This is a genomic window from Pluralibacter gergoviae ATCC 33028 = NBRC 105706 (assembly GCF_001598855.1).
Taxonomy (GTDB): domain Bacteria; phylum Pseudomonadota; class Gammaproteobacteria; order Enterobacterales; family Enterobacteriaceae; genus Pluralibacter; species Pluralibacter gergoviae.
This window is the reverse complement of record NZ_BCZS01000003.1, coordinates 121,568-142,146: the sequence shown is the minus strand read 5'-3', so window position 1 is coordinate 142,146 and position 20,579 is coordinate 121,568. Positions and strand designations below refer to the sequence as shown.

Genomic DNA, 20,579 nt, shown 5'->3' with positions numbered 1-20,579 from the left:
ATGCTGGTTACCCTGTGCGACTATCCGCAGAGCGTCACGCTGATTGCCAATAGCGGCGTGCAGTTTCTCGACTTCGGCCTGACGCCGCAGGAGGCCGCCTCACTCGGCCGCTTCGTGCGCAAAACCGCCAACGGCCCGCTGCTGCGCCTCGATTACGATATCGCCAGCGGCCGCTACGCTCTGCCTGCCGCCGACGGCCAGCAGCCGGAGGTGGTCAAGCCGGAGAGTACCCTCACGCTCGCGCAGTCGCTGGCAATGCTCGACGGCATCTGGCTGCCGCTGCCGGTGATGCGCTTCAATCCACCGCGCGCCTTTATCGAAGGCCCGGACAACTGGGCCCGGGTGCAGATCCGCAAACTGCCCGAGCCGGACAGCGCCGGCAACAGCCACCGCATCACCCTCGCCTTCGACAGTCAGGTGCGCCCGCAGGCCCCGGCAGGCCTGGCGCCCACCGAGAACGACCTGCGCAACGGCACCCGCTTCGCGCTGGCCTGGCGCGACGACGAGGTGGCGAGCTTCCTCGATCAGACCTGGGTCGACGGCTGGCTGCGGGAAGTCTTCACCCAGCGCGCCAGCGACCTGGAGAGCCGCAGCGAGCGTGAGATTGCCCAGGCGCTGCGCAGCTTTGAGTACCAAGGCCACTGGCTGAACCTGCTGTCGCTGCTCGGCGAGCAGCTGCGGGTGCCCGAGCTGCGGCTGATCGCCGCCACCGTCAGTACCCCGGCTATCGCGGTGGACCTGGTGCTGGACGTCGGCAACAGCCACACCTGCGGCGTTATCGTCGAAGACCACGGCGATGCCAACGACGGCCTGCGCCAGACGGCGGAGCTGCAGGTGCGCTCCCTGAGCGAGCCGCAGTTTCTTAACGCCCCGCTGTTCACCAGCCGCCTTGAGTTTGCCGAGGCCCGCTTCGGCAAGCAGCACTTCTCGGTGGAAAGCGGGCGCGATGACGCCTTTGTCTGGCCGTCGATCGTTCGCGTCGGCGACGAGGCCCGCCGCCTGGCGATGCAGCGCCTCGGCACCGAGGGCAACAGCGGCATCTCCAGCCCGCGCCGCTACCTGTGGGACGAAACGCCGGCCGTGCAGGACTGGCGCTTCAGCCAGATGAACCCCCGCAGCCGCCGGGAGCCGCTGGCGCTGGCCTTTCCGCTGGCCGGGCTAATGAACGACGGCGGCGAGCCGCTGTTCAGCCTGCCGCCGGAGGAGCGGATGCCGGTGTTTTCCCCTCAGTACAGCCGCAGCACGCTGATGACCCACATGCTGTGCGAACTGCTGGCCCAGGCCCTGAGCCAAATCAACAGCGTCGCCGCCCGCCAGCGGCTCGGCTTCGCCAACTCGCCCCGCCAGCTGCGCACCCTGATCCTGACCCTGCCGTCGGCAATGCCGAAGCAGGAGCGCGAGATCTTCCGCCGCCGCATGGCCGAGGCCATTGCTCTGGTGTGGAAAGCGCAGGGCTGGCATCCGCAGGATGACGACTTTTCCCCCGCAGCGGCGACGGTGCCGGTCCCGGCCATTCAGATGGAGTGGGACGAAGCCAGCTGCGGGCAGCTGGTGTGGCTCTATAACGAAGCCATCTCGCATTTCGGCGGCCAGACCGAGGCCTTTTTCGCCGCCCTCGCCCGCCCGGACCGCCAGCCGCAGGAGAACGAGCAACAGGGGCGCGCCCTGCGCGTTGCCGCCATCGATCTTGGCGGCGGCACCACCGATATGGCCATTACCCACTACTCACTGGACGAAGGGCGAGGCAGCAACGTCAAAATTACCCCCCACCTGCTGTTTCGCGAGGGATTCAAGGTGGCCGGAGACGATATCCTGCTCGACGTTATCCAGCGCTGCGTGCTGCCGGCGCTGCAGGACGCCCTGCTGCAGGCGGGCATTGCCGACGCCGCGGCCCTGATGGCCTCCCTGTTCGGCGATACCGGGCGCATCGACGCCCAGGCGGTACTGCGTCAGCAGACCACGCTGCAGCTGTTTATGCCCCTCGGCCACGCGATTCTGGCGGCCTGGGAGCAGTGCGATCCCGCCGATCCGCTGGCCGGGCTGCACGCCAGCTTCGGCGAACTGCTCAGCCAGCCGCTGACCGACAATGTGGTTAACTACGTCTGTCAGGCCATCGCTCTCGCCCGCCCGGCGGACGCGGAGCCGTTCGATCTGCTGGCGGTGCCGCTGGCGGTCAGCTTCAGCGACCTGCGCGCGGCGGTACTGGACGGAGAGTTCTCTATCGCCGCCCCGCTGCACGCCCTGTGCGAAGCTATCAGCCACTACTGCTGCGACGTGCTGCTGGTCACCGGCCGCCCCGGCTGCCTGCCCGGCGTGCAGGCGCTGATCCGCTATCTGCAGCCGGTGCCGGTCAGCCGGATGGTGTGGATGGACAACTATCACGTCCACGCGTGGTACCCCTTCAGCCAGCAGGGGCGCATCGGCAATCCGAAGTCCACGGCGGCGGTCGGGGCGATGCTCTGCAGCCTGGCGCTCGACCTGCGCCTGCCGCGCTTTAACTTTAAGGCCGCCGATATCGGCGCCTACTCCACGGTGCGCTATCTCGGCGTGCTCGACAGCAGCGTCAATACGCTGCGGGATGAGAATATCTGGTATGCGGATCTCGACCTCGATGACCCCGACGCGCGGCTGGACGCACAGCTCCACTTTCCGCTGCGCGGCAGCATCACGCTCGGCTTTCGCCAGCTCGCCAACGCCCGCTGGCCCGCGACGCCGCTCTATACCCTGAGCATCAGCGACCCGGAGGTGGCCAGAGCCATCGCCGGCGATGCGGTGCTGCAGGTCAAGCTGGCGCTCAGCGGCGGGCGCCCCGGCGAAGGGCCGGAGGCGTTTACCCTCAGCGAGGCGTGGCTGCAGGACGGAACGCCGGTGCCCTACGATGCGCTGAGCCTGAAGCTCAATACCCTTGCCGACCGCCGCCACAGCGGCAGCCACTACTGGATTGATAGCGGGAGCCTGTACCTGAAATGAGCCAACTGCAACCCCTCATCGACTGGACCCGCTCCGCGCGCGAACAGTCACCGCTGTTTGACGACGACGCGGACGCCCTGCTGACGCGCCTGCAGATGCTGCAAAGCACCGAGCGCGCGCTGCGCGACGCCGAAACTGCGCCGGTAAGCATCGGACTGTACGGCCAGTCGCAGGCGTCAAAGGCCTGCCTGCTGAAGATCCTCTGCGGCAGCGGCGAGCGCCTGCCGGTGCGCCTCGGCCAGCGCAGCGTGGACTGGCTGACCCACATCAATCCCGGCCACGCCCCGGCGCGGATGGCGCTGCGCTTCAGCCCGCATTCAGCGCCGGTAGACGACGCCTTTCCGCTGCGTCTGCGCCTGCTGAGCGAGGCGGAGCTGGTACAGGTGTTTGTTGACAATGCGCTAAGCCAGCCCGGCCTGCAGCCGGTCGACAAATCCACGGTCAGCGCCCGGCTGGCGGGCTGGCAAACGCTGCGCCAGGTCCAGCCGGTGCCCGGCGTCAGCGAGCAGGAGGTGGCGGGCGTCGCCCGCTTCTGCCAGCAGCGGATCCCCGCCCGTCTGCAGCAGTTCGATGACGACCTGTGGCAGCAGATGATCCGCCTGCTGCCCTGGCTGGATCTCAACGCCCGCGCCAGCGCCTGGGCGCTGCTGTGGGGCGAGCAGCCCGCGCTCACCCGCCGCTGGCTGACGCTGGCGCAGGCGCTGCAGCAGACCGGCTACGCCGAGGAGGTCGCCGCCCCGCTGAGCCTGCTGATGGATAGCGACGGCCAGCCCGCGGCGGGCTTTCTCACCGCCAGCCGCGCGCCGCTGGGCGAGACCGTGGTCACGCCGCTGCGCAACGGCGCGCCGCAGGGGGCGTTAAGCCTGCCGCTCGATGCCCTCGCCCTGCTGGCGGCCGAGCTGGTGCTGCCGACAGAAAGCAGTGCGCTGCCGGAGGTGGATATCATCGATATTCCACCGGCGCCGGAAGCGGCAACCTCCGCCCTGGAGGCCACCCGCCGCCGCTGGCTGCTGGAGCGCTATCGCCAGCGGCTGGAGCCGGATCTGCTGCTGGTCTGTAATGCCACCCGCGCCCGCGGCCAGATCCCCGCCAGCGCCCGCCGCCTGCTGCGCTGGTGCAGCGACGCGCAGCCGCCGCGCGGCGGCGCGCTGCCGGGGCTGGTCTGGATCATTACCCCTCACGACGACCGCCTGCTGCGCGGCATTAATCTCGATGAGGGCGTTCAGCGGCTCATTGAGCAGCCGGGCCAGCGCTGGGGCGCGCTGCAGGCGCTGGAGAGCGGCAGCGTCCAGCGGGTCATCGAGTGGCTATCGCGGGCGGTGATGGCCGGCCAGCGCCAGGCGAGACTGCAGGAGATCGAACAGCGGCTCTGGCAGCACGCCCGGGCGCTAATGCAGCCGTTTTATCATCCCGCCGCGCAGGATGCCGCCCGCAGCCGGGAGCAGGCCGAGGCGATGGTTCGCGCGCTGCAGGGCCGCGCCGCCGCGCTGGGTGAACTGCTGGAGGGACTGCTGCCTCCGCTGCGCGACTTCGAGCGCATCGTGCAGGTCCGCCAGCCGCGCGAGGAGCGCGCGGCGGCGCTGTTTAGCGACGATGTCGACCTTTTTGCCGCCGCCGAGGGCCCGCAGGCCGATGCCGGAGCGCTGGCCCCCCGGGGAGCGCTGGCCCACGCGCTGTGGGTGAAGCACCTGCGCCAGTGGAGCCGCCGGGAGGAGAGCGCCGGGCGCTTTGGCCTCAGTCCGGCCATCCTCCAGCAGTTGGCCGACTGCCTGACGGTGGCCAGCTATCGCCTGGGGCTGGCGGATAAGCTGCAGAGCGTGGCGCCAAACGAACGCACCAGCGCCGCCCAGCTGCGGGCCACCATCGGCAACTGGCTGACCTGGCTCGGCTATGGCGACGTCGCGCCGGCCGACAGGCCGGCCAGCGGCTACGCCCGCGACAGCACCCTGTTCGCGCCGGTCGGCGCCCGCAGCGCCAGGCTGACCGCGCTCGGCGAGCGGCCCGAACATGCCGCTACCCGCTATGTGTATGACTGGCTGCTGGCGCTGTTTATCCGCGCCACCGAAGCGCCGGATTATCAGCATCCGCAGGCGCTGTCGCCAAAAATCCGGGCGCAGCTGGCGGCACTTCTCTAAACGTGCGCTAAAGCGCGGAAATGTTAACAGCCGCATAAAAAAGCGTGCGATTAACGCCCCCGCGGGTAGGCCGCAGCAGGTTATATCATTACACTCGCAGAATTCACCATAATAACGAGGTAACTATGACCCGCTCCGTATCGCTGTTTATTGATGGAAAACCGGCCCAGGCTGAAAGCACACGCACCTTCGACAGGCTCAATCCGGTGGACGGCACCGTTGCCAGCCGCTCGCCCGCCGCCGGCGTTGAGGATGTCCGCCGCACTGCGGACGCCGCCTGGTCTGCCTTTACCCGCTGGCGCGATACGACGCCCGTCGAGCGCAGAAACCTGCTGCTGAAGGCCGCCGAAGAGATGGAGAAGCGCCGCGACCTGTTCGTGGAACTGATGAATGCCGAAACCGGCGCCACGCCGTTCTGGGCCGGTTTTAACGTACAGCTCGGGGCCGATGTACTGCGCGAGGCCGCGGGCCTGACCACCCAGATTGAGGGCCAGGTGATCCCCTCCAACGTGCCGGGCAATCTGTCGCTGGGCGTGCGCCAGGGGGCGGGCGTGGTGCTGAGCATGGCGCCGTGGAATGCGCCGATCATTCTGGCGGTGCGCGCCATCGCCACGCCGCTGGCCTGCGGCAACGCCGTCATCCTTAAAGGCTCCGAACTGTCACCCGCGACCCAGGGTCTGATCATTGAGACCCTGATCGCCGCCGGCTTCCCCGACGGCGTGGTCAGCTATCTGACCTGCGATGTTAAGGATGCGGGTGAGGTGGTCGAAGCGCTGATTGCCCACCCCGGCGTGCGGCGCATTAACTTTACCGGCTCTACCGGTGTCGGCAAAATCATCGCCCAGACCTGCGGGCGCTACCTGAAGCCGGTGGTGCTGGAGCTGGGCGGCAAGGCACCGCTGCTGGTGCTGGACGACGCCGATGTCGAAGAAGCGGCGGCCGGGGCTAACTTCGGCGCCTTCGCCAACGCCGGGCAAATCTGCATGTCCACCGAGCGGATCATCGTCGATGAGGCCATCGCCGACGACTTTATCGCCGCGCTGGTTAAGCGCGTCCAGTCTCAGCCGGCGGCTTTCCCTGGCCCGGTGGTCGATATGCGCACCGTCGAGCGCTGCAATGCCCTGATCGACGACGCCCTCAGTAAAGGCGCCCGCCTGCTGACCGGTGGCAAAGCCGAAAACACGCTGATGTCCGCCACCCTGCTGGACGGCGTGACCGAAGAGATGCGCATCTGGCGGGAAGAGTCGTTCGGGCCGGTGAAGGGCATTATCCGCGCCCGCGGCGACGCGCGGCTGCTGGAGATCGCCAACGAAAGCGAGTTTGGCCTGTCGTCGGCCATCTACAGCCGCGATACCGCCCGGGCGTGGAACCTGGCGCTGGATCTGCAAAGCGGTATCTGCCACATCAACGGGCCAACGGTGCACGACGAGGCGCAGATGCCGTTCGGCGGCTGTAAGGCGTCAGGCTACGGGCGCTTCGGCGGCCGGGCGGGTATTCATGAGTTTACCGAACTGCGCTGGATAAGCCTCCAGACCACGCCGCGCCCGATGCCGTTCTAATCCATTATCGCGCTCAGCGCTGCGGCCAGCGCGGCAGGATTCTCCCACGACATGGAGTGTCCCGCGCTGGCAACGGTGTGCACCGCAATGCCCTTTCCGGCGACGAATGCCGCATCGGCGTCGGGCAGCGATCGTTCGCCGACGATCAGCGCCTTGCGGCACGTCAGCGCCAGAAAGCGCGTCATCCAGTCCGGCGCAACGCCGTCCGTCAGGCTGCGCGCCGCGCGCCACAGCGCAGCAGGCGCGGTGGCCTGCAGGCACCCCTTCCACGCCGTCTGCTCCTGCTCAACCAGCGCCGCAAAGCCTGTGGCGACAAAATCCGCCTCCGTCCAGCGGACGATCTGGCGGCTAAAAAATCCGCCCCCGGCGTAGAAGTTAGGCTCTGACACCGCCAGAGCGTCAACGCGGCTGCCCAGCAGTCCGGCGGCCTCAATGGCGATGCTGCCGCCCATGCTGTGGCCGTACAGGCCGCAGGCGGCGACGCCGAGGCTATCAATCACCTCCGCCACCGCCTCTGCCTGATGGGTGGTGCTGTAATCGTACGCCTGCGGCTTATCGCTGTAGCCGCTGCCGGGCAAGTCGATAAGGATAGCCCGCCTGCCGGACCAGGCCGCATCGGCCACAACGCGGGGATATTCGTAAGACGCGGCGCAGCCGAGGCCGTGAACAAACACCACGGGATGGCCGGTACCCGGTAAATCGAGCCAGCGGATCGCCGCCTGCGCTGCGGTGGAAAATTGTGTCTGCATAGCCTGCTCCTTATGATGACTGTTTATATATACAGCAAAAAGGTGCAGGCGTTACATATATTTACTCAGAACAGGGCAAAGAGCAGCGCGACCGGGAAACTGAACGGCCAGGTGGCGCCGACCAGGAAAGTGGCAATCAGGCGGATACGTTTGGTGTCCTGGGTAAGGAACCAGGTGATAAAAGCGCTGATCGTCGCCATAACGGCGTAAAAAATCAGCATATGTTGGTAAAGCGTCATTGGGAGGGACTCGTTAGCGATAGAAAAACTGCTCGTCTATTATGCCTCTTTATGTGATTTGCATCAATTTTTTACAGATATGACATTTTTTTACGCAAGCTGAAAAAAATAAAGCATTTGTCTGATTGCAGACTTTCTTCTGGGGGTCTATATAATGTGGGCTGACAAACAGAGGATGGCGCTATGGATGTTTCCAGTAAAACCGTAGTCCTGATTAATGTCTTTTTCGCTGTAGCACTTGGTAGCTTGCTGATGTCGCGATTTGGTTTCTTTTGACAGTAATTTGGATGTGGTCAGATGCAAAAAGCAGCCGAACGGCTGCTTTCTTGTTTCTGAGGGCGACCTTACTGGGTCTGATTTTTGCGGCGGGCGGCGTTGGCGTCATAGGCCGCCTGTAATACCGCCGAATTATCATAGCTCGTCGGCTGATACTGCGGCAGCGGGTGCGCTTTCTCATAATCCCTTTCCGCCGCCGTGCACAGCGCCTCCGTGCCCCCCTTCTTCTGACACTCGGCGATACGGTGCGCCGGTGAATGTGTACACCCCGTGACGGCAGTTGATACCGTCAGCGCCAGTACCGCGCTAAAAACCACTCTTTTCATGATGATACAGCGTTATTGTTCAAATCAGGAGGCGCGATCCTGACACGCGACTTTTCACCTGTCAAAAGCCGTTTTGCCACGATCTGTAACATCTTATCGGCGGCAATCAGAATAGTCGGGTGGCAGATCGCGCATCAGCCACTAGACTTAAGTTCAGAAATCAAAAGGAGGAAGTATGTCGACTGAATATGAAAAAGATGCACAACGTTTGGCAGATAAAGCAGGGAATAAACTGGATCAGTTCGCCGGTGAAGCCCAGGAAACTTTCGGCGATGCCGTAGATTCGCCTAAACACCAGCTTAAGGGTGCTGCGCGCAAGTATGCCGCTCAGGCTTCCGATGCCGTATCTGAAGTCTCCGATCGCGTCCGGGAAAACCCGCTAACGGGTCTGGTTGCTGCAGGTGCAATTGGTCTGATTATCGGTCTGCTGGCTGGCCGGAAGTAATTTTTCGCTTCACCCTATAAATCCTGGTCACTTCGGTGGCCAGGTTTTTTTTGAACCACATTCACACTCCGCGACCGGCAAATCCCCCAACCCTGCGCAATAAAAAATCCGGAAACGCCTCAGCATTTCCGGATCCTTACGCAGCCGCTAAACCGGTTGCCTGGTATGAGCGCGGTATGCGCCGCGCGGCCGCTTTGTTTACATTAGCTCTTAATTTTTCTGTAGACGAACAGCACCACCAGCGCGCCGATCACGGCAACGACGAAGCTGCCGAAGTTAAAACCGTCAACTTTACCGAAGCCGAAGAGGGTGCTGATCCAGCCACCGACTACTGCACCGATAATCCCCAGAATCACCGTCACAATGAAACCACCGCCGTCTTTACCTGGCATGATCCATTTAGCGAGAATACCAGCGATAAGACCAAAAATAATCCAGGACAAAATACCCATATTTCCTCTCCCTTTATTAAAAAAACAACAACATAACATTCTTAGTTAAGCATGTTTTTTAAAATTCGCAATGGGTAAGCTTTCTGATTGTTTACGGTTTATACCAAAAATTAACCCCGCCTTTGGCGGGGTTAGCGGAATATAACGCTAGTGTTTGATCATCACGTGGCGCACCACCGTGTAATCCTCCAGGCCGTAAATGGACATATCTTTGCCGTAGCCGGAGAGCTTCTGACCGCCGTGGGGCATTTCGCTGACCAGCATAAAATGGGTATTGACCCAGGTACAGCCATACTGCAGCCGGGCGCTGAAGCGGTGCGCGCGGCCGACATCTTTCGTCCACACCGAGGAGGCGAGCCCGTACTGGGAATCATTGGCCCACGCCAGCACCTCGTCTTCATCGCTGAACTCGGTAACGCTGACCACCGGGCCAAACACCTCTTTCTGCACGATATCGTCATGCTGCTTCGCGCCCGCCAGCACCGTCGGCCTGAAGTAGTAGCCGCCGCCCTGCACCGCTTCACCGCCGGTAACAACGCGGATATGACTCAGGGATTTCGCCTTATCGACCGCCTGAACGATGCGCGCCAGGTGGGCGCTGGAGCTTACCGGACCGAGCTCGGTGCTCTCATCGTCCGGCGCGCCGATTTTCAGGCTGGAGACCGCCGCGCCCAGCTTCTCGACCAGCGTGTCGTAAATGGCCCTGTGGGCATAGATGCGGCAGGCGGCGGTACAGTCCTGCCCGGCGTTATAGAAGCCGAAGGTGCGCACGCCCTCCACCACCGCATCAATATCGGCGTCGTCAAAAACAATGACCGGCGCCTTGCCGCCCAGCTCCATATGGGTACGCTTAATCGACGGCGCGGTGTGGGCGATGATGTGCTCGCCGGTCGGGATCGAGCCGGTCAGCGATACCATGCGCACTTTTGCGTGTCCGGTCAGCGGATCGCCGACCGTCTTGCCGCGGCCAAACAGCACGTTGATAACCCCCGCCGGGAAGATATCTTTCGCCAGCTCGGCCAGCTTCAGCGCGGTGAGCGGGGTTATCTCCGACGGCTTGAGTACCACGCAGTTGCCCGCCGCCAGCGCCGGGCCCAGTTTCCAGGCGGCCATCATCAGCGGATAGTTCCAGGGCGCAATCGAGGCCACCACGCCAAGCGGGTCGCGGCGGATCATCGAGGTGTGTCCTTCCAGATACTCGCCCGCCGCCGAACCGTTGAGGCAGCGCGCGGCTCCGGCAAAAAAGCGGAATACATCGGCAATCGCCGGGATCTCATCGTTGAGCGCGCTGTGCAGCGGCTTGCCGCAGTTGAGAGACTCCAGACCGGCAAAGGTTTGTGCATTCTCCTCAATAACGTCGGCCAGTTTCAGCAGGCATTCGGCGCGCGCCTTTGGCGTGGTCTGACCCCATTGAGCAAAGGCGCGATCGGCCGCCTGCACGGCGGCGTCCACCTGCGCGGCGCTGGCTTCGGCAATATCGAGGATCACCTCCCCGGTCGCCGGGTTGTAGACCGGCTGCTTTTCACCTTCACCTGCAATCAGTTCACCGTTGATCAATAACTTATCTTGCATATCCAGCTCCACGTTTTACGGTTATTTACTACTTCCGGCGATCATGTCGCCATCACGGGTCAGCCACCAGGCCCCCAGAATCGGAATCGTTGTCACCAGCATCACCAGCAGCGCCACCACGTTGGTCACCGGCACATCGCGCGGCCTGCCCAGCTGATTGAGCAGCCACAGCGGCAGCGTGCGCTCGTGGCCAGCGGTAAAGGTGGTGACGATAATTTCATCAAACGACAGCGCGAACGCCAGCATTCCTCCGGCCAGCAGCGCCGAGCCGAGGTTCGGCAGCACCACGTAGCGAAAGGTCTGCCAGCCGCTGGCGCCCAGGTCCATCGACGCCTCCACCAGGCTCCACGAGGTCCGGCGAAAGCGGGCAATCACGTTGTTAAACACCACCACCACGCAGAAGGTCGCGTGTCCAATGACGATGGTGAGGAAGCCCGGCTCGAGGCCGACGGCTTTAAACGCCGTCAGCAGCGCCAGGCCGGTAATAATGCCCGGCAGCGCAATGGGCAACAGCAGCAGCAGCGAGACGGCGTTTTTGCCAAAAAAGGTGCTGCGCCAGAGGGCCGCTGCAGCAAACGTGCCAAGCAGCAGCGCGATGGCGGTCGCTAGCGCCGCCACCTGAAGTGACAGTGTAACTGACTCGATAATATCGCTGCGCCCCGCCGCCACGCTGAACCAGCGCAGCGTCAGCCCCTGCGGTGGAAAGCTGAAGGCCGCCTCTTCGGTATTGAAGGCGTAGACGGCGATGATCAGCAGCGGAAAGTGCAGGAAGATAACGCCGCCCCAGGTCGCCAGCCTGAGCAGCCACGGTGCGCGTTCAGAGTGCATCGAATGCTCCCAGACGTTTCACTAACGCCAGATAGAGGGTGATTAACACAATCGGCACCAGGGTAAAGGCCGCCGCCATCGGCATATTGCCGATGGCCCCCTGCTGGGCGTAGACCATCTGGCCGATAAAGTAGCCCGGCGGCCCCACCAGCTGCGGAACGATAAAGTCGCCGAGCGTCAGGGAGAAGGTGAAGATAGAACCGGCGGCAATGCCCGGGACAGCCAGCGGCAGCACCACGTGGCGGAAGGTCTGCCGCGGCGTGGCGCCGAGATCCGCCGAGGCCTGCAGCAGCGAAGGCGGCAGCCGCTCCAGCGCCGCCTGCACCGGCAGGATCATAAACGGCAGCCAGATGTAGACGAAGACCAGAAAGCGCCCCAGCCCGGAGGTAGAGAGCGTATTGCCCCCCACCGCCGGCAGGGTCAGAAACAGATTAAGCAGGCCCTCAAGGCCCATATGGCCGAGAAACCACTGGGCGACGCCGTCTTTTGCCAGCAGCAGCGTCCAGGCATACGCCTTAACGATGTAGCTGGCCCACATCGGCAGCATCACCGCGATATAGAAGAAGGCTTTCCACTTGCCGCGGGCGTAGCGCGCCATATACCACGCCATCGGAAAGGCCAGCACCGCGCTGGCGAGGGTGACGGCAATCGCCATCACCAGCGTGCGCAGGATAATGTCGTAGTTGGCCGGATTAAACAGCGCCCGGATATTGGCAAGCGTCAGATCCGGCGTCACCGACATGGTAAAGTCGTCGAAGGTGTAGAAGCCCTGCCACAGCAGGGTCAGCAGCGAGCCGAAATAGACGATGCCGAACCACATCAGCGGCCCGAGCAGCAGCAAAAATAGCCCTAGCGAGGGCCTGCGCCAGAACAGCGCCGACAGGCGGCTGGCGCGCCCGCAGGCGGGCATGGATACAGTGCCGGTGCTCATCTATCGCTCTCCGTCCAGCGGCACCATCGCCCCGCGCGCCCAGGAAGCCTGTACGGTATCCCCCACCGCCAGCCCGGTAATCTGCAGGCCGTCGCTGAAGTTGGACTGGCTGACCAGCAGCTTGCCGCCGTCCGCGAGGCGAAGCTCGTAGCGGGTCGCCGCCCCCTGGTACTGCACCGCCTGCACCACGCCGCTGACCGCAATCTCCCCCTGCGCGTCGAGGCGGATATGCTCCGGGCGCAGCGCCCACTGGCCGTTGATGCCGAACAGTTTCTCGCTGAGGGCGCCGTCAAAGACGTTCGAGGTGCCGACAAAGCCGGCGACAAACGGCGTGCGCGGGCGCAGATAAAGTTCGCGCGGGGTATCAACCTGCTCAATACGCCCCTGATTAAACACCGCCACCCGATCCGACATCGACAGGGCTTCGCCCTGATCGTGGGTGACGAAGATAAAGGTGATGCCCAGTTCCTGCTGCAGCTTTTTCAGCTCCAGCTGCATCTGCTCGCGCAGCTTCAGATCCAGCGCCCCCAGCGGCTCATCGAGCAGCAGCACCCGGGGCTGATTAACCAGCGCCCGCGCTATCGCCACCCGCTGACGCTGGCCGCCGGAGAGCTGGGACGGCCGGCGGCCGTGGGCGAAGCCGAGGGCCACTTTCTCCAGCGCCTCGTGGGCCAGACGGTGGCGGGCCTTTTTATCCATGCCCTTGACCATCAGGCCGTAGGCCACGTTATCGAGGATCGACATATGCGGGAACAGGGCGTAATCCTGAAAGACGGTGTTCACGTCCCGCTGCCACGGCGGCAGCGTGCTGGCATCCTGGCCAAAGATAGCGATGCGGCCGCCGGTAAGCTGTTCAAAGCCGGCGATCAGCCGCAGGCAGGTGGTTTTGCCGGAGCCGGAGGGCCCCAGCATGGAGAAAAACTCGCCGTCGCGGATGGCGATGCTGACCCCATCCACGGCGCGAACGTCGCCATACCGCCGCGAGACGTCATGAAACTCTACTGCGTACGTCATGTCCGACTCCCGGCCTAGCGGCCGCCCATAATCGCGATGTAATCCTGGGTCCAGCGGCTGTAGGGCACGTATTTCCCGCCTTCGGAGACCGGCGTTTTCCAGAACGCTATCTTATCGAAGAAGGCGTAGCCGTTGGTTTCGCAGCCCTTGTCGCCGAGCAGCGAACTGGCTTTACAGCCCTGCGGCACCACCGGCAGGGAGCCAAACCAGGCGGCCACGTCGCCCTGCACCTTCGGCGTCAGGGACCAGTTCATCCACTTGTAGGCGCACACCGGGTGCTTCGCCTGGGCGTGCAGCATGGTGGTATCAGACCAGCCGGTCACGCCCTCTTTCGGGAAAACGGTGGCGATCGGCTGCTTGTCGCTCTTCAGCCCGTTGGCCTGATAGGGCCAGGAGCTGGAGGCGACCACGCCTTCGTTTTTGAAGTCGCTCATCTGCACGGTCGCGTCGTGCCAGTAGCGGTGGATCAGCCCGTGCTGTTCGCGCAGCACCTTCAGCACCGCCGCGTACTGCGCTTCATTGAGCTGATAGGGATCTTTAATGCCGAGCTGCGGCTGGGTGGCTTTCACGAACAGCGCCGCGTCGGCGATGTAGATCGGGCCATCGTAGGCCTGCACGCGGCCCTGGTTGGATTTACCGTCGGGCAGATCCTGCTTAACGAAGACCACGCTCCAGCTGTCCGGCGGCGTGGGGAAGGTTTTGGTGTTGTACATCAGCAGGTTCGGCCCCCACTGGTAGGGCGTACCGAAGACCTGACCGCCGACGTTGAACCACGCGCCCTTTTCGATGCGCGGATCGAGGTTTTTCCAGTTGGGGATCAGGGCGGTGTTAATCGGCTGAACGCGCTTGCCCATAATCAGGCGCAGCGACGCATCGCCGGAGGCGGTAACCAGGTCATAGCCGCCCTTTGCCATCAGGCTGACCATCTCATCGGAGGTGGCGGCGGTCTTCACATTCACCGCGCAGCCGGTCTCTTTTTCAAACTGGGTAACCCAGTCATAGCTTTTATCGGTCTGGCCGCGCTCGATATAGCCGGGCCAGGCGATAATATCCAGCTGGCCTTCGGGTTTATCCAGCGTCGCCGGCCCCTCCGCCGCCCAGGCGGTAGTGACGGTCAACGCAAAGGCGCACAGGCTGCTGCGGGCAAATTTATTGCGTGCAAAAGGCTTGCTCATTGTCTTATTACTCCGTTTACGAAGAAATCAGGCGGCAGCCCTGCCGTTAAAATATCTCCCTCAATAACAGTAGACGGCGGCGGGCAGACTCACCTGTCCGCCGCCGGGAATTTCACAAGGTTGTGACAAGGCGCGCATTACGCCAGTAAAGCGTAAACCCGGTTGTATTAATTCCAGTATAGACAGCACGTTAGTGGCCGGATGAAGGATGCATATTTCCTGTGATGGCAGGTGATTAAAATAGCATTCTGGTATGTAGGGCTTTATTTAAAATCTATTTTTTATTTTAGAAGAAGATCTTCTGCAAATAAGAACGCCGATTATTTCATCATCCGGCGAATAAGCTCGCCGAGGGTTTTAACGCCAATTTCTTCGCGCTCGCCCCAGCCCCAGGCGGTGTTGAAGCGAAAACCCGACGGCCAGCTGTTGGCGATGGAGAACATCTTTCCTGGCGCAATGCTGATGCCGCGGGCCAGCGCCCGGACGCCCAGCTCGCCGGCGTCAAGGCCCTCCGGCAGCGTCAGCCACAGGAAGTAGCCGCCCTCGCTGTAGTGGATAGTCACCTCCGGCGGCAGATGGCGCAATAGCCCCTGCCACGCCAGCCGCTTGCGCTCCGCCAGCTGGCGGCGCAGGCGCCGCAGGTGGGTATCAAACCGGCGGGTCTCCAGATAATCCACCAGCGCCAGCTGCATCGGCGAGCTGGTAGAGAGCGTGCTCATCAGCTGCAGCTGCTGAATGCGCCGGGCGTGCTGCCCCGCCGCCACCCAGCCGATGCGAAACCCCGGCACCAGGCACTTGGAAAACGAGCTGCAGTGCAGCACCCGGTCATCGCTGTCCCACGCCTTCGCCGGCAGCGGCTTCTCGCGCCCGGACCACAGCTCGCCGTAGACATCATCCTCAATCAGCACCGCGTTATGCTGACGCAGCAGCGCCGCGAGGCGGGATTTTTTCTCCGCCGTCAGCGTAACGCCGAGGGGATTCTGGCAATTGGTCATCAGCCAGCAGGCCTTGACCGGATAGTCGCGCAGCGCCTGGGCCAGCGCCGCAAGATCGATACCCTCTTTTACGTCAGAAGGCACCGACAGCGCCTTGAGCCGCAGCCGCTCCAGCGCCTGCAGCGCGCCGTAGAAGCAGGGATTTTCCACGATAACCCAGTCCCCCGGCTCGGTAACCGCCTGCAGGCTGAGGTTCAGCGCCTCCAGCGCGCCGGCGGTGATCACTATCTCGTCGGGCGAGATATTCATTCCCTGCAGCGCGTAGCGCCTGGCAATGGCGTGGCGCAGGGCGGCGTTGCCGGGCGGCAGGTTGGCGATGGTGCTGAGCGGGCTGGCGCGTTTGCTCACCTGCGCCAGCGAACGGTTGAGCTGGGCGAGCGGAAACAGCCGCGGATCGGGAAAGGCGGAGGCAAACGGCAGCACGGCGGGATCGCGGCTGGCCTGCAAAATATCGAAAATGGTGGTGTTGATATCCACCGATTCGCTGGTCGCTACCCGGACCACCGGCGGGGCGGGCTTCGCCACCTGCGGCGCCACGTAGTAGCCGGACTGCGGACGGGCGACGACCTGCCCCTGGCTCTCCAGCAGCTGATAGGCGTGGCCGACGGTCATCAGGCTCATGCCGCTTGCCGCCACCTGCTCGCGCAGCGACGGCAGGCGATCGCCCGGCTGCCAGACGCCGAGGGCGATCTGCTCGCTTATCTGCTGCGCCAGGCGCTGGTATTTTTTCATCGGCTTCTCCGTCCCTGCCCGGCTGGAGTATATCAGAAGCGCCGCGCAGCGAGGCGGCCTTAACCGCTGCGCCCGCAGAAGAAATTCAAGCGTCGGCGCGGCCTTCCCGCCGGGCGGCGCTGCGCTTGCGCCGGCCTACGCATCCTGCCGCGCCCCCCGATACGTTTAACGTCAGGCGTTTTTGCGCTTCGGCAGGGTTTTCAGCAGTTCATCCGGGCTAACCGAAGCGACGATGCTGCCGGGCTGCGGCATTTTGAAGATGTGGTTCTTCATTTTGCCGATGACGTGCATCTCGCAGGGGCGGCAGTCGAACTTGAGGGTCAGCACTTCGTCGCCGTTGATAAGCTGCATCGGCGTCGCCTTCCAGCTTTTGATGCTGCCTTTGGCCTGCTTCGGACAGAGGTTAAAGGCGAAGCGCAGGCAGTGCTTGGTGATCATCACCGGCACGTCGCCCTTCTCTTCGTGGGCCTCGTAGGCGGCGTCGATCAGCTGCACGCCGTAGCGGTGATAGAATTCGCGCGCCTTGTGGTTATAGACGTTGGCGAGGAAGCTCAGGTGCGTGTCCGGATAGACCGGCGCGGGCGTCGCCACCGGCCTGCGGCTGCCGCGCTGATAAGCGGCGAGACGCGCGGCGTCGAGCAGTTCGACTGCTTCGCGGCGCAGCTGATTAAGCTGGCTGTTGGGGACGAACAGCCCCGGCAGCGTGACCTCCACCGCGCGCGGGTAATAGAGCGTCTGGCCGAGCTTCGCCACGCCGTCGCGCAGGCTGCCGGTGGCCTTCTCCGGGTTGGAGGCTTCGGCAAAATCGCCCTCTAGCGTATGGGTCACCGTCACGCCGTCTTCGCTGGTCAGGGTCAGCACCAGCTGCTCCTGCCAGCCGCCGAGGGCGATATCCACTGCGATACGCCGCTCGCTCGAGGTTTTCAGCAGCGCCTGCTGCCAGTTGTGGTCGAGGTTGCGGTTGAGCGCCTGATGCGGGCGCGCCTTGTGCAGATCGGCAGGCATTTCATTCGGCCACACGCGGTAGCGGTTTTGCCCGGTTTTCTCCACCGTATTGGCGCGAAAGCCCACGACCTCACGCTTGATCATCACGTTCAGCCCGTCGCCGTTGGCCAGCGGCTCGCTGACCTCCACGTCGAGGTAATCTTTCGCCACCTTCAGCACTTCGCCCACCGGCAGGCCGATAAACTTCGGCGAGTCGAAAGCGCCGATATCGCCCTTGCGGGCGTTAACGAAGTAGTCGGTGCTGCCCCGGTGGAAGGTTTTGTCGGTGGAGGGAATGAAGAAGTGTTCGGTGCGCCCCGCCGACGCGCGGGTCAGATCGCCGCGCTCTTCAATGATGGCGTCCAGCATCTGCCGGTAGTGGGCGGTGATGTTCTTGACGTAGCTCATGTCCTTATAGCGCCCCTCAATCTTGAAAGAGCGCACGCCGGCGTCGATCAGCGCGCCGAGGTTGGCGGTCTGATCGTTGTCCTTCATCGACAGGAGGTGCTTTTCATAGGCCACTACCCGGCCCTGGTCATCTTTCAGGGTGTACGGCAGGCGGCAGGCCTGCGAGCAGTCGCCGCGGTTGGCGCTGCGCCCGGTCTGAGCGTGGGAGATATTGCACTGGCCGGAGTAGGCCACGCACAGCGCGCCGTGGATAAAGAATTCGATGGTGGCATCGGTGGCCTGGTGAATGGCCTGGATCTGCTGCAGGTTCAGCTCGCGGGCCAGCACGATCTGGCTGAAGCCGACGTCGGCGAGGAACTTCGCCTTCTCGACGCTGCGGATATCGCACTGGGTGCTGGCGTGCAGCTCAATCGGCGGCAGATCCAGCTCCAGCACCCCCATATCCTGCACAATCAGCGCATCAACGCCCGCCTCGTAGAGGTCGGTAATCAGCTTCTGCGCCGGCTCAAGCTCGTCGTCGTGCAGGATGGTATTGAGGGTAATGAAGATCTTCGCCCCGAAGCGGTGGGCAAACGGCACCAGCGCGGCGATATCGCTCAGGCTGTTGCTGGCGTTGTGCCGGGCGCCAAAGCCCGGACCGCCGATATAGACGGCGTCGGCACCGTGAAGGATAGCCTCGTGGGCAATGGCGGTATCGCGAGCCGGGCTCAGAAGCTCAAGAGAGGAAGCGTGCAGGCGCATTGTTATTATCCACAGCAAGAAAATGGCGGCTATTGTAGTCAGAAGTGGCGCGCGGGGGAATGGTTTTTACGCGCGGGCCTTATGCCTGCGGATAGTGAATCAGCGAATGAAACAGCACCGCGCGATCCGAACCGTTGCGGTAGGCGTGAGGCCGGTCGCCGGCAAAGCGCCGCCCTTCTCCTTCCGGGATAATTTGCCATTCGCCGTCGATGCACATCTCCAGCGCGCCGGAGATCGCCACCACGTGTTCGATAACGCCCGCTTCGTGCGGGGTGGATTCGCTGAGCGCCCCCGGCGCAAGGGTGATGGCGAAATGATCGAAGCGCAGCTGCGGGTCCCAGGGAAAAAGCGGCTTCACCACCATCGCCTGCTGCTGCGGATCAAAGGCCGCGTCGTCGCCCTCCGGCGGCGTGATAAACAGCGAGAACGGCACGTTGAGACCGGTGGCAATCTTCCACAGGGTTGCCACCGTCGGGCTGGATTCGTTGCGCTCAATCTGTCCGAGCATCGCCTTGGAAACGCCGGTCTCCTCCGCCAGCCGCGAGAGGCTCCAGCCGCGCTGCTGGCGCAGGGTTTTCAGGGTTGATGCCAGGTGCTGAGGGATATTCATGGTGGCTCCTTTTTACCCGCCGCTACGGTACGTTTTCGTCCGGGTTCGCGGTACATCGTTAATATATTGCATTCCCCACAATTATCGTAGCCCTGTTGTGCGTTATAACGCACGGTGCTACATTCTCACTGTCCGTTATAACGCACAGTGAGGCTTTTCAATGCGCAGCTCAGTTATCCCCTTCCCAACCCTGCTGGCGGGCCTTGTCGCCGTGCTGGTGGGCTATGCCAGCTCGGCGGCGATCATCTGGCAGGCGGCGGCCGCCGCCGGAGCGGACGCCCGGGATATTGCCGGCTGGATGACGGCCCTGGGGCTGGGGATGGGCGTCAGTACGCTGGCGCTGACCCTGTGGCGGCGGGTGCCGGTGCTGACCGCCTGGTCAACGCCCGGCGCCGCGCTGCTGGTTACGGGCCTGCAGGGGGTAACGCTGAATCAGGCGGTGGGCATTTTTATCTTTGCCAACGGCCTGATTGTGCTGTGCGGACTGACCGGGCTGTTTGCCCGGCTGATGAAGATTATTCCGCACTCGCTGGCCGCCGCGATGCTGGCGGGGATCCTGCTGCGCTTTGGCCTGCAGGCCTTTGCGTCGCTGCAGGGCAATCTCTGGCTGTGCGGCAGTATGCTGCTGGCGTGGCTTATGTGTAAGGCGCTGGCGCCGCGCTATGCGGTAGTCGGTGCGCTGGTCGCCGGCGCGGCGGTAGCGGTGCTGAGCGGACAAACCGCCGGCCAGGCGGTCGGCATCGCCTTTGTCGCCCCGCGCTTTATCGCGCCTGAATTTTCTCCTGCGCTGCTGCTGAGCGTCGGCCTGCCGTTCTTTCTGGTGACGATGGCCTCCCAGAACGCGCCGGGCGTGGCGACAATGAAGGCCGCCGGCTACGCCGCGCCCGTTTCGCTGCTGATGGTCGCCACCGGCGGCCTGGCGCTGCTGCTGTCGCCCTTCGGCGTCTACTCTATCTGCATTGCGGCGATCACCGCCGCCATCTGCCAGAGCCCGGAGGCGCATCCCGATCCGCATCAGCGCTGGAAGGCGGCGGCAGCGGCGGGCGGCTTCTATCTGCTGGCGGGCCTGTTCGGCGGCTCGATTACCGCCCTGATGGCGGCCCTGCCGGCGGCGTGGATCCAGATGCTGGCCGGGCTGGCCCTGCTCGGTACGCTGGGCGGCAGCCTGGCCCAGGCGCTGGTCAACGAACGCGAGCGCGACGCGGCAATGGTCACCTTTCTGGTCACCGCCAGCGGCTTGACGCTGCTGGGGATCGGTTCGGCATTCTGGGGGCTGGCGGCCGGCGCGGTCTGCTACGCCGCTCTCTGCCGGGCCCGCTAGCCGGGCGGGCAGATTTCACCTTGAATATATTTGAACCTTAACAGCAAATATATTCACTGGAATAATTGATTCTCATTTGCGACTGTAACCACACTTACGTCGAAACGAATGAGGGAA

At 63.6% G+C, this 20,579-nt stretch carries 18 protein-coding genes; 6 read left to right on the top strand and 12 right to left on the bottom strand.

Features of this window, described 5'->3' with window-relative positions:
- The 3 genes from ENGE1_RS04865 to ENGE1_RS04855 all read left to right on the top strand — a co-directional run bounded on the left by ENGE1_RS04865 (position 1) and on the right by ENGE1_RS04855 (position 6,664).
- On the top strand, positions 1–2,970 hold the full coding sequence (locus ENGE1_RS04865; RefSeq protein WP_048252640.1) for a virulence factor SrfB: 2,970 nt from the start codon (positions 1–3) through the stop codon (positions 2,968–2,970).
- A complete protein-coding gene (locus tag ENGE1_RS04860) occupies positions 2,967–5,105 on the top strand; it encodes a virulence factor SrfC family protein (RefSeq protein ID WP_048252639.1) in 2,139 nt (712 codons plus the stop codon). Before ENGE1_RS04865 ends, ENGE1_RS04860 begins: the two co-directional genes overlap by 4 nt.
- Before the next feature lie 125 nt (positions 5,106–5,230).
- A complete protein-coding gene (locus ENGE1_RS04855) occupies positions 5,231–6,664 on the top strand; it encodes an aldehyde dehydrogenase (RefSeq protein ID WP_048272975.1) in 1,434 nt (477 codons plus the stop codon).
- Here ENGE1_RS04855 and ENGE1_RS04850 read toward each other — a convergent pair.
- Together ENGE1_RS04850 and ENGE1_RS26755 are read right to left on the bottom strand one after the other, a co-directional pair.
- On the bottom strand, positions 6,661–7,413 hold the full coding sequence (locus tag ENGE1_RS04850) for an alpha/beta fold hydrolase (protein ID WP_045287761.1): 753 nt from the start codon (positions 7,411–7,413) through the stop codon (positions 6,661–6,663). The genes ENGE1_RS04855 and ENGE1_RS04850 overlap by 4 nt on opposite strands.
- A gap of 65 nt (positions 7,414–7,478) precedes the next feature.
- Positions 7,479–7,652: a GhoT/OrtT family toxin gene (locus ENGE1_RS26755; protein WP_072051241.1), complete on the bottom strand. Its 174-nt coding sequence runs from the start codon at positions 7,650–7,652 to the stop codon at positions 7,479–7,481.
- Positions 7,653–7,835: 183 nt separating this feature from the next.
- On the opposite strand from ENGE1_RS26755, the gene yncL reads away from it, so the two are divergent.
- The gene (gene yncL, locus ENGE1_RS26750) at positions 7,836–7,928 is read left to right on the top strand and encodes a stress response membrane protein YncL (protein ID WP_071883391.1); all 93 of its coding nucleotides are present in this window, start codon (positions 7,836–7,838) and stop codon (positions 7,926–7,928) included.
- A 68-nt stretch (positions 7,929–7,996) separates the two neighbouring features.
- Here the strand turns inward: yncL and ENGE1_RS04845 are convergent, their stop codons facing one another.
- Positions 7,997–8,254: a hypothetical protein gene (locus ENGE1_RS04845; RefSeq protein WP_045287797.1), complete on the bottom strand. Its 258-nt coding sequence runs from the start codon at positions 8,252–8,254 to the stop codon at positions 7,997–7,999.
- Between the two features lie 175 nt (positions 8,255–8,429).
- Here ENGE1_RS04845 and ENGE1_RS04840 point away from each other — a divergent pair, with 175 nt between their 5' ends.
- Entirely contained in the window at positions 8,430–8,699 is a 270-nt protein-coding gene (locus tag ENGE1_RS04840; RefSeq protein ID WP_045287760.1) for a DUF883 family protein, read from the top strand.
- Positions 8,700–8,902: 203 nt separating this feature from the next.
- On the opposite strand, the gene ENGE1_RS04835 is transcribed toward ENGE1_RS04840, so the two are convergent.
- From ENGE1_RS04835 to ENGE1_RS04795, 9 genes are all read right to left on the bottom strand, one after another.
- Positions 8,903–9,151: a GlsB/YeaQ/YmgE family stress response membrane protein gene (locus ENGE1_RS04835; protein ID WP_043084150.1), complete on the bottom strand. Its 249-nt coding sequence runs from the start codon at positions 9,149–9,151 to the stop codon at positions 8,903–8,905.
- Between the two features lie 147 nt (positions 9,152–9,298).
- Positions 9,299–10,723, bottom strand: coding sequence for an aminobutyraldehyde dehydrogenase (gene patD / locus ENGE1_RS04830; protein WP_048252752.1), 1,425 nt, complete (start codon positions 10,721–10,723; stop codon positions 9,299–9,301).
- Between the two features lie 21 nt (positions 10,724–10,744).
- Entirely contained in the window at positions 10,745–11,551 is an 807-nt protein-coding gene (locus ENGE1_RS04825) for an ABC transporter permease (RefSeq protein ID WP_048252637.1), read from the bottom strand.
- On the bottom strand, positions 11,541–12,482 hold the full coding sequence (locus tag ENGE1_RS04820) for an ABC transporter permease (RefSeq protein ID WP_043084155.1): 942 nt from the start codon (positions 12,480–12,482) through the stop codon (positions 11,541–11,543). The genes ENGE1_RS04825 and ENGE1_RS04820 overlap by 11 nt, the downstream gene beginning before the upstream one ends.
- Positions 12,483–13,496 (bottom strand): ABC transporter ATP-binding protein, encoded by a 1,014-nt coding sequence (locus ENGE1_RS04815; RefSeq protein WP_048252636.1) that lies wholly within the window; start codon positions 13,494–13,496, stop codon positions 12,483–12,485.
- Positions 13,497–13,510: 14 nt separating this feature from the next.
- Complete coding sequence (ydcS, locus tag ENGE1_RS04810; RefSeq protein WP_043084158.1) at positions 13,511–14,671, bottom strand: putative ABC transporter substrate-binding protein YdcS; 1,161 nt, start codon at positions 14,669–14,671, stop codon at positions 13,511–13,513.
- 320 nt (positions 14,672–14,991) lie between these two features.
- The gene (locus ENGE1_RS04805; protein WP_048252635.1) at positions 14,992–16,398 is read right to left on the bottom strand and encodes an aminotransferase-like domain-containing protein; all 1,407 of its coding nucleotides are present in this window, start codon (positions 16,396–16,398) and stop codon (positions 14,992–14,994) included.
- A 171-nt stretch (positions 16,399–16,569) separates the two neighbouring features.
- On the bottom strand, positions 16,570–18,531 hold the full coding sequence (locus ENGE1_RS04800) for a peptidase U32 family protein (RefSeq protein WP_048252634.1): 1,962 nt from the start codon (positions 18,529–18,531) through the stop codon (positions 16,570–16,572).
- 79 nt (positions 18,532–18,610) lie between these two features.
- Positions 18,611–19,141, bottom strand: coding sequence for a helix-turn-helix domain-containing protein (locus ENGE1_RS04795; protein WP_043084163.1), 531 nt, complete (start codon positions 19,139–19,141; stop codon positions 18,611–18,613).
- A 160-nt stretch (positions 19,142–19,301) separates the two neighbouring features.
- Here ENGE1_RS04795 and ENGE1_RS04790 point away from each other — a divergent pair, with 160 nt between their 5' ends.
- Positions 19,302–20,462, top strand: coding sequence for a benzoate/H(+) symporter BenE family transporter (locus ENGE1_RS04790; RefSeq protein ID WP_048252633.1), 1,161 nt, complete (start codon positions 19,302–19,304; stop codon positions 20,460–20,462).
- Positions 20,463–20,579 lie beyond the last annotated feature (117 nt).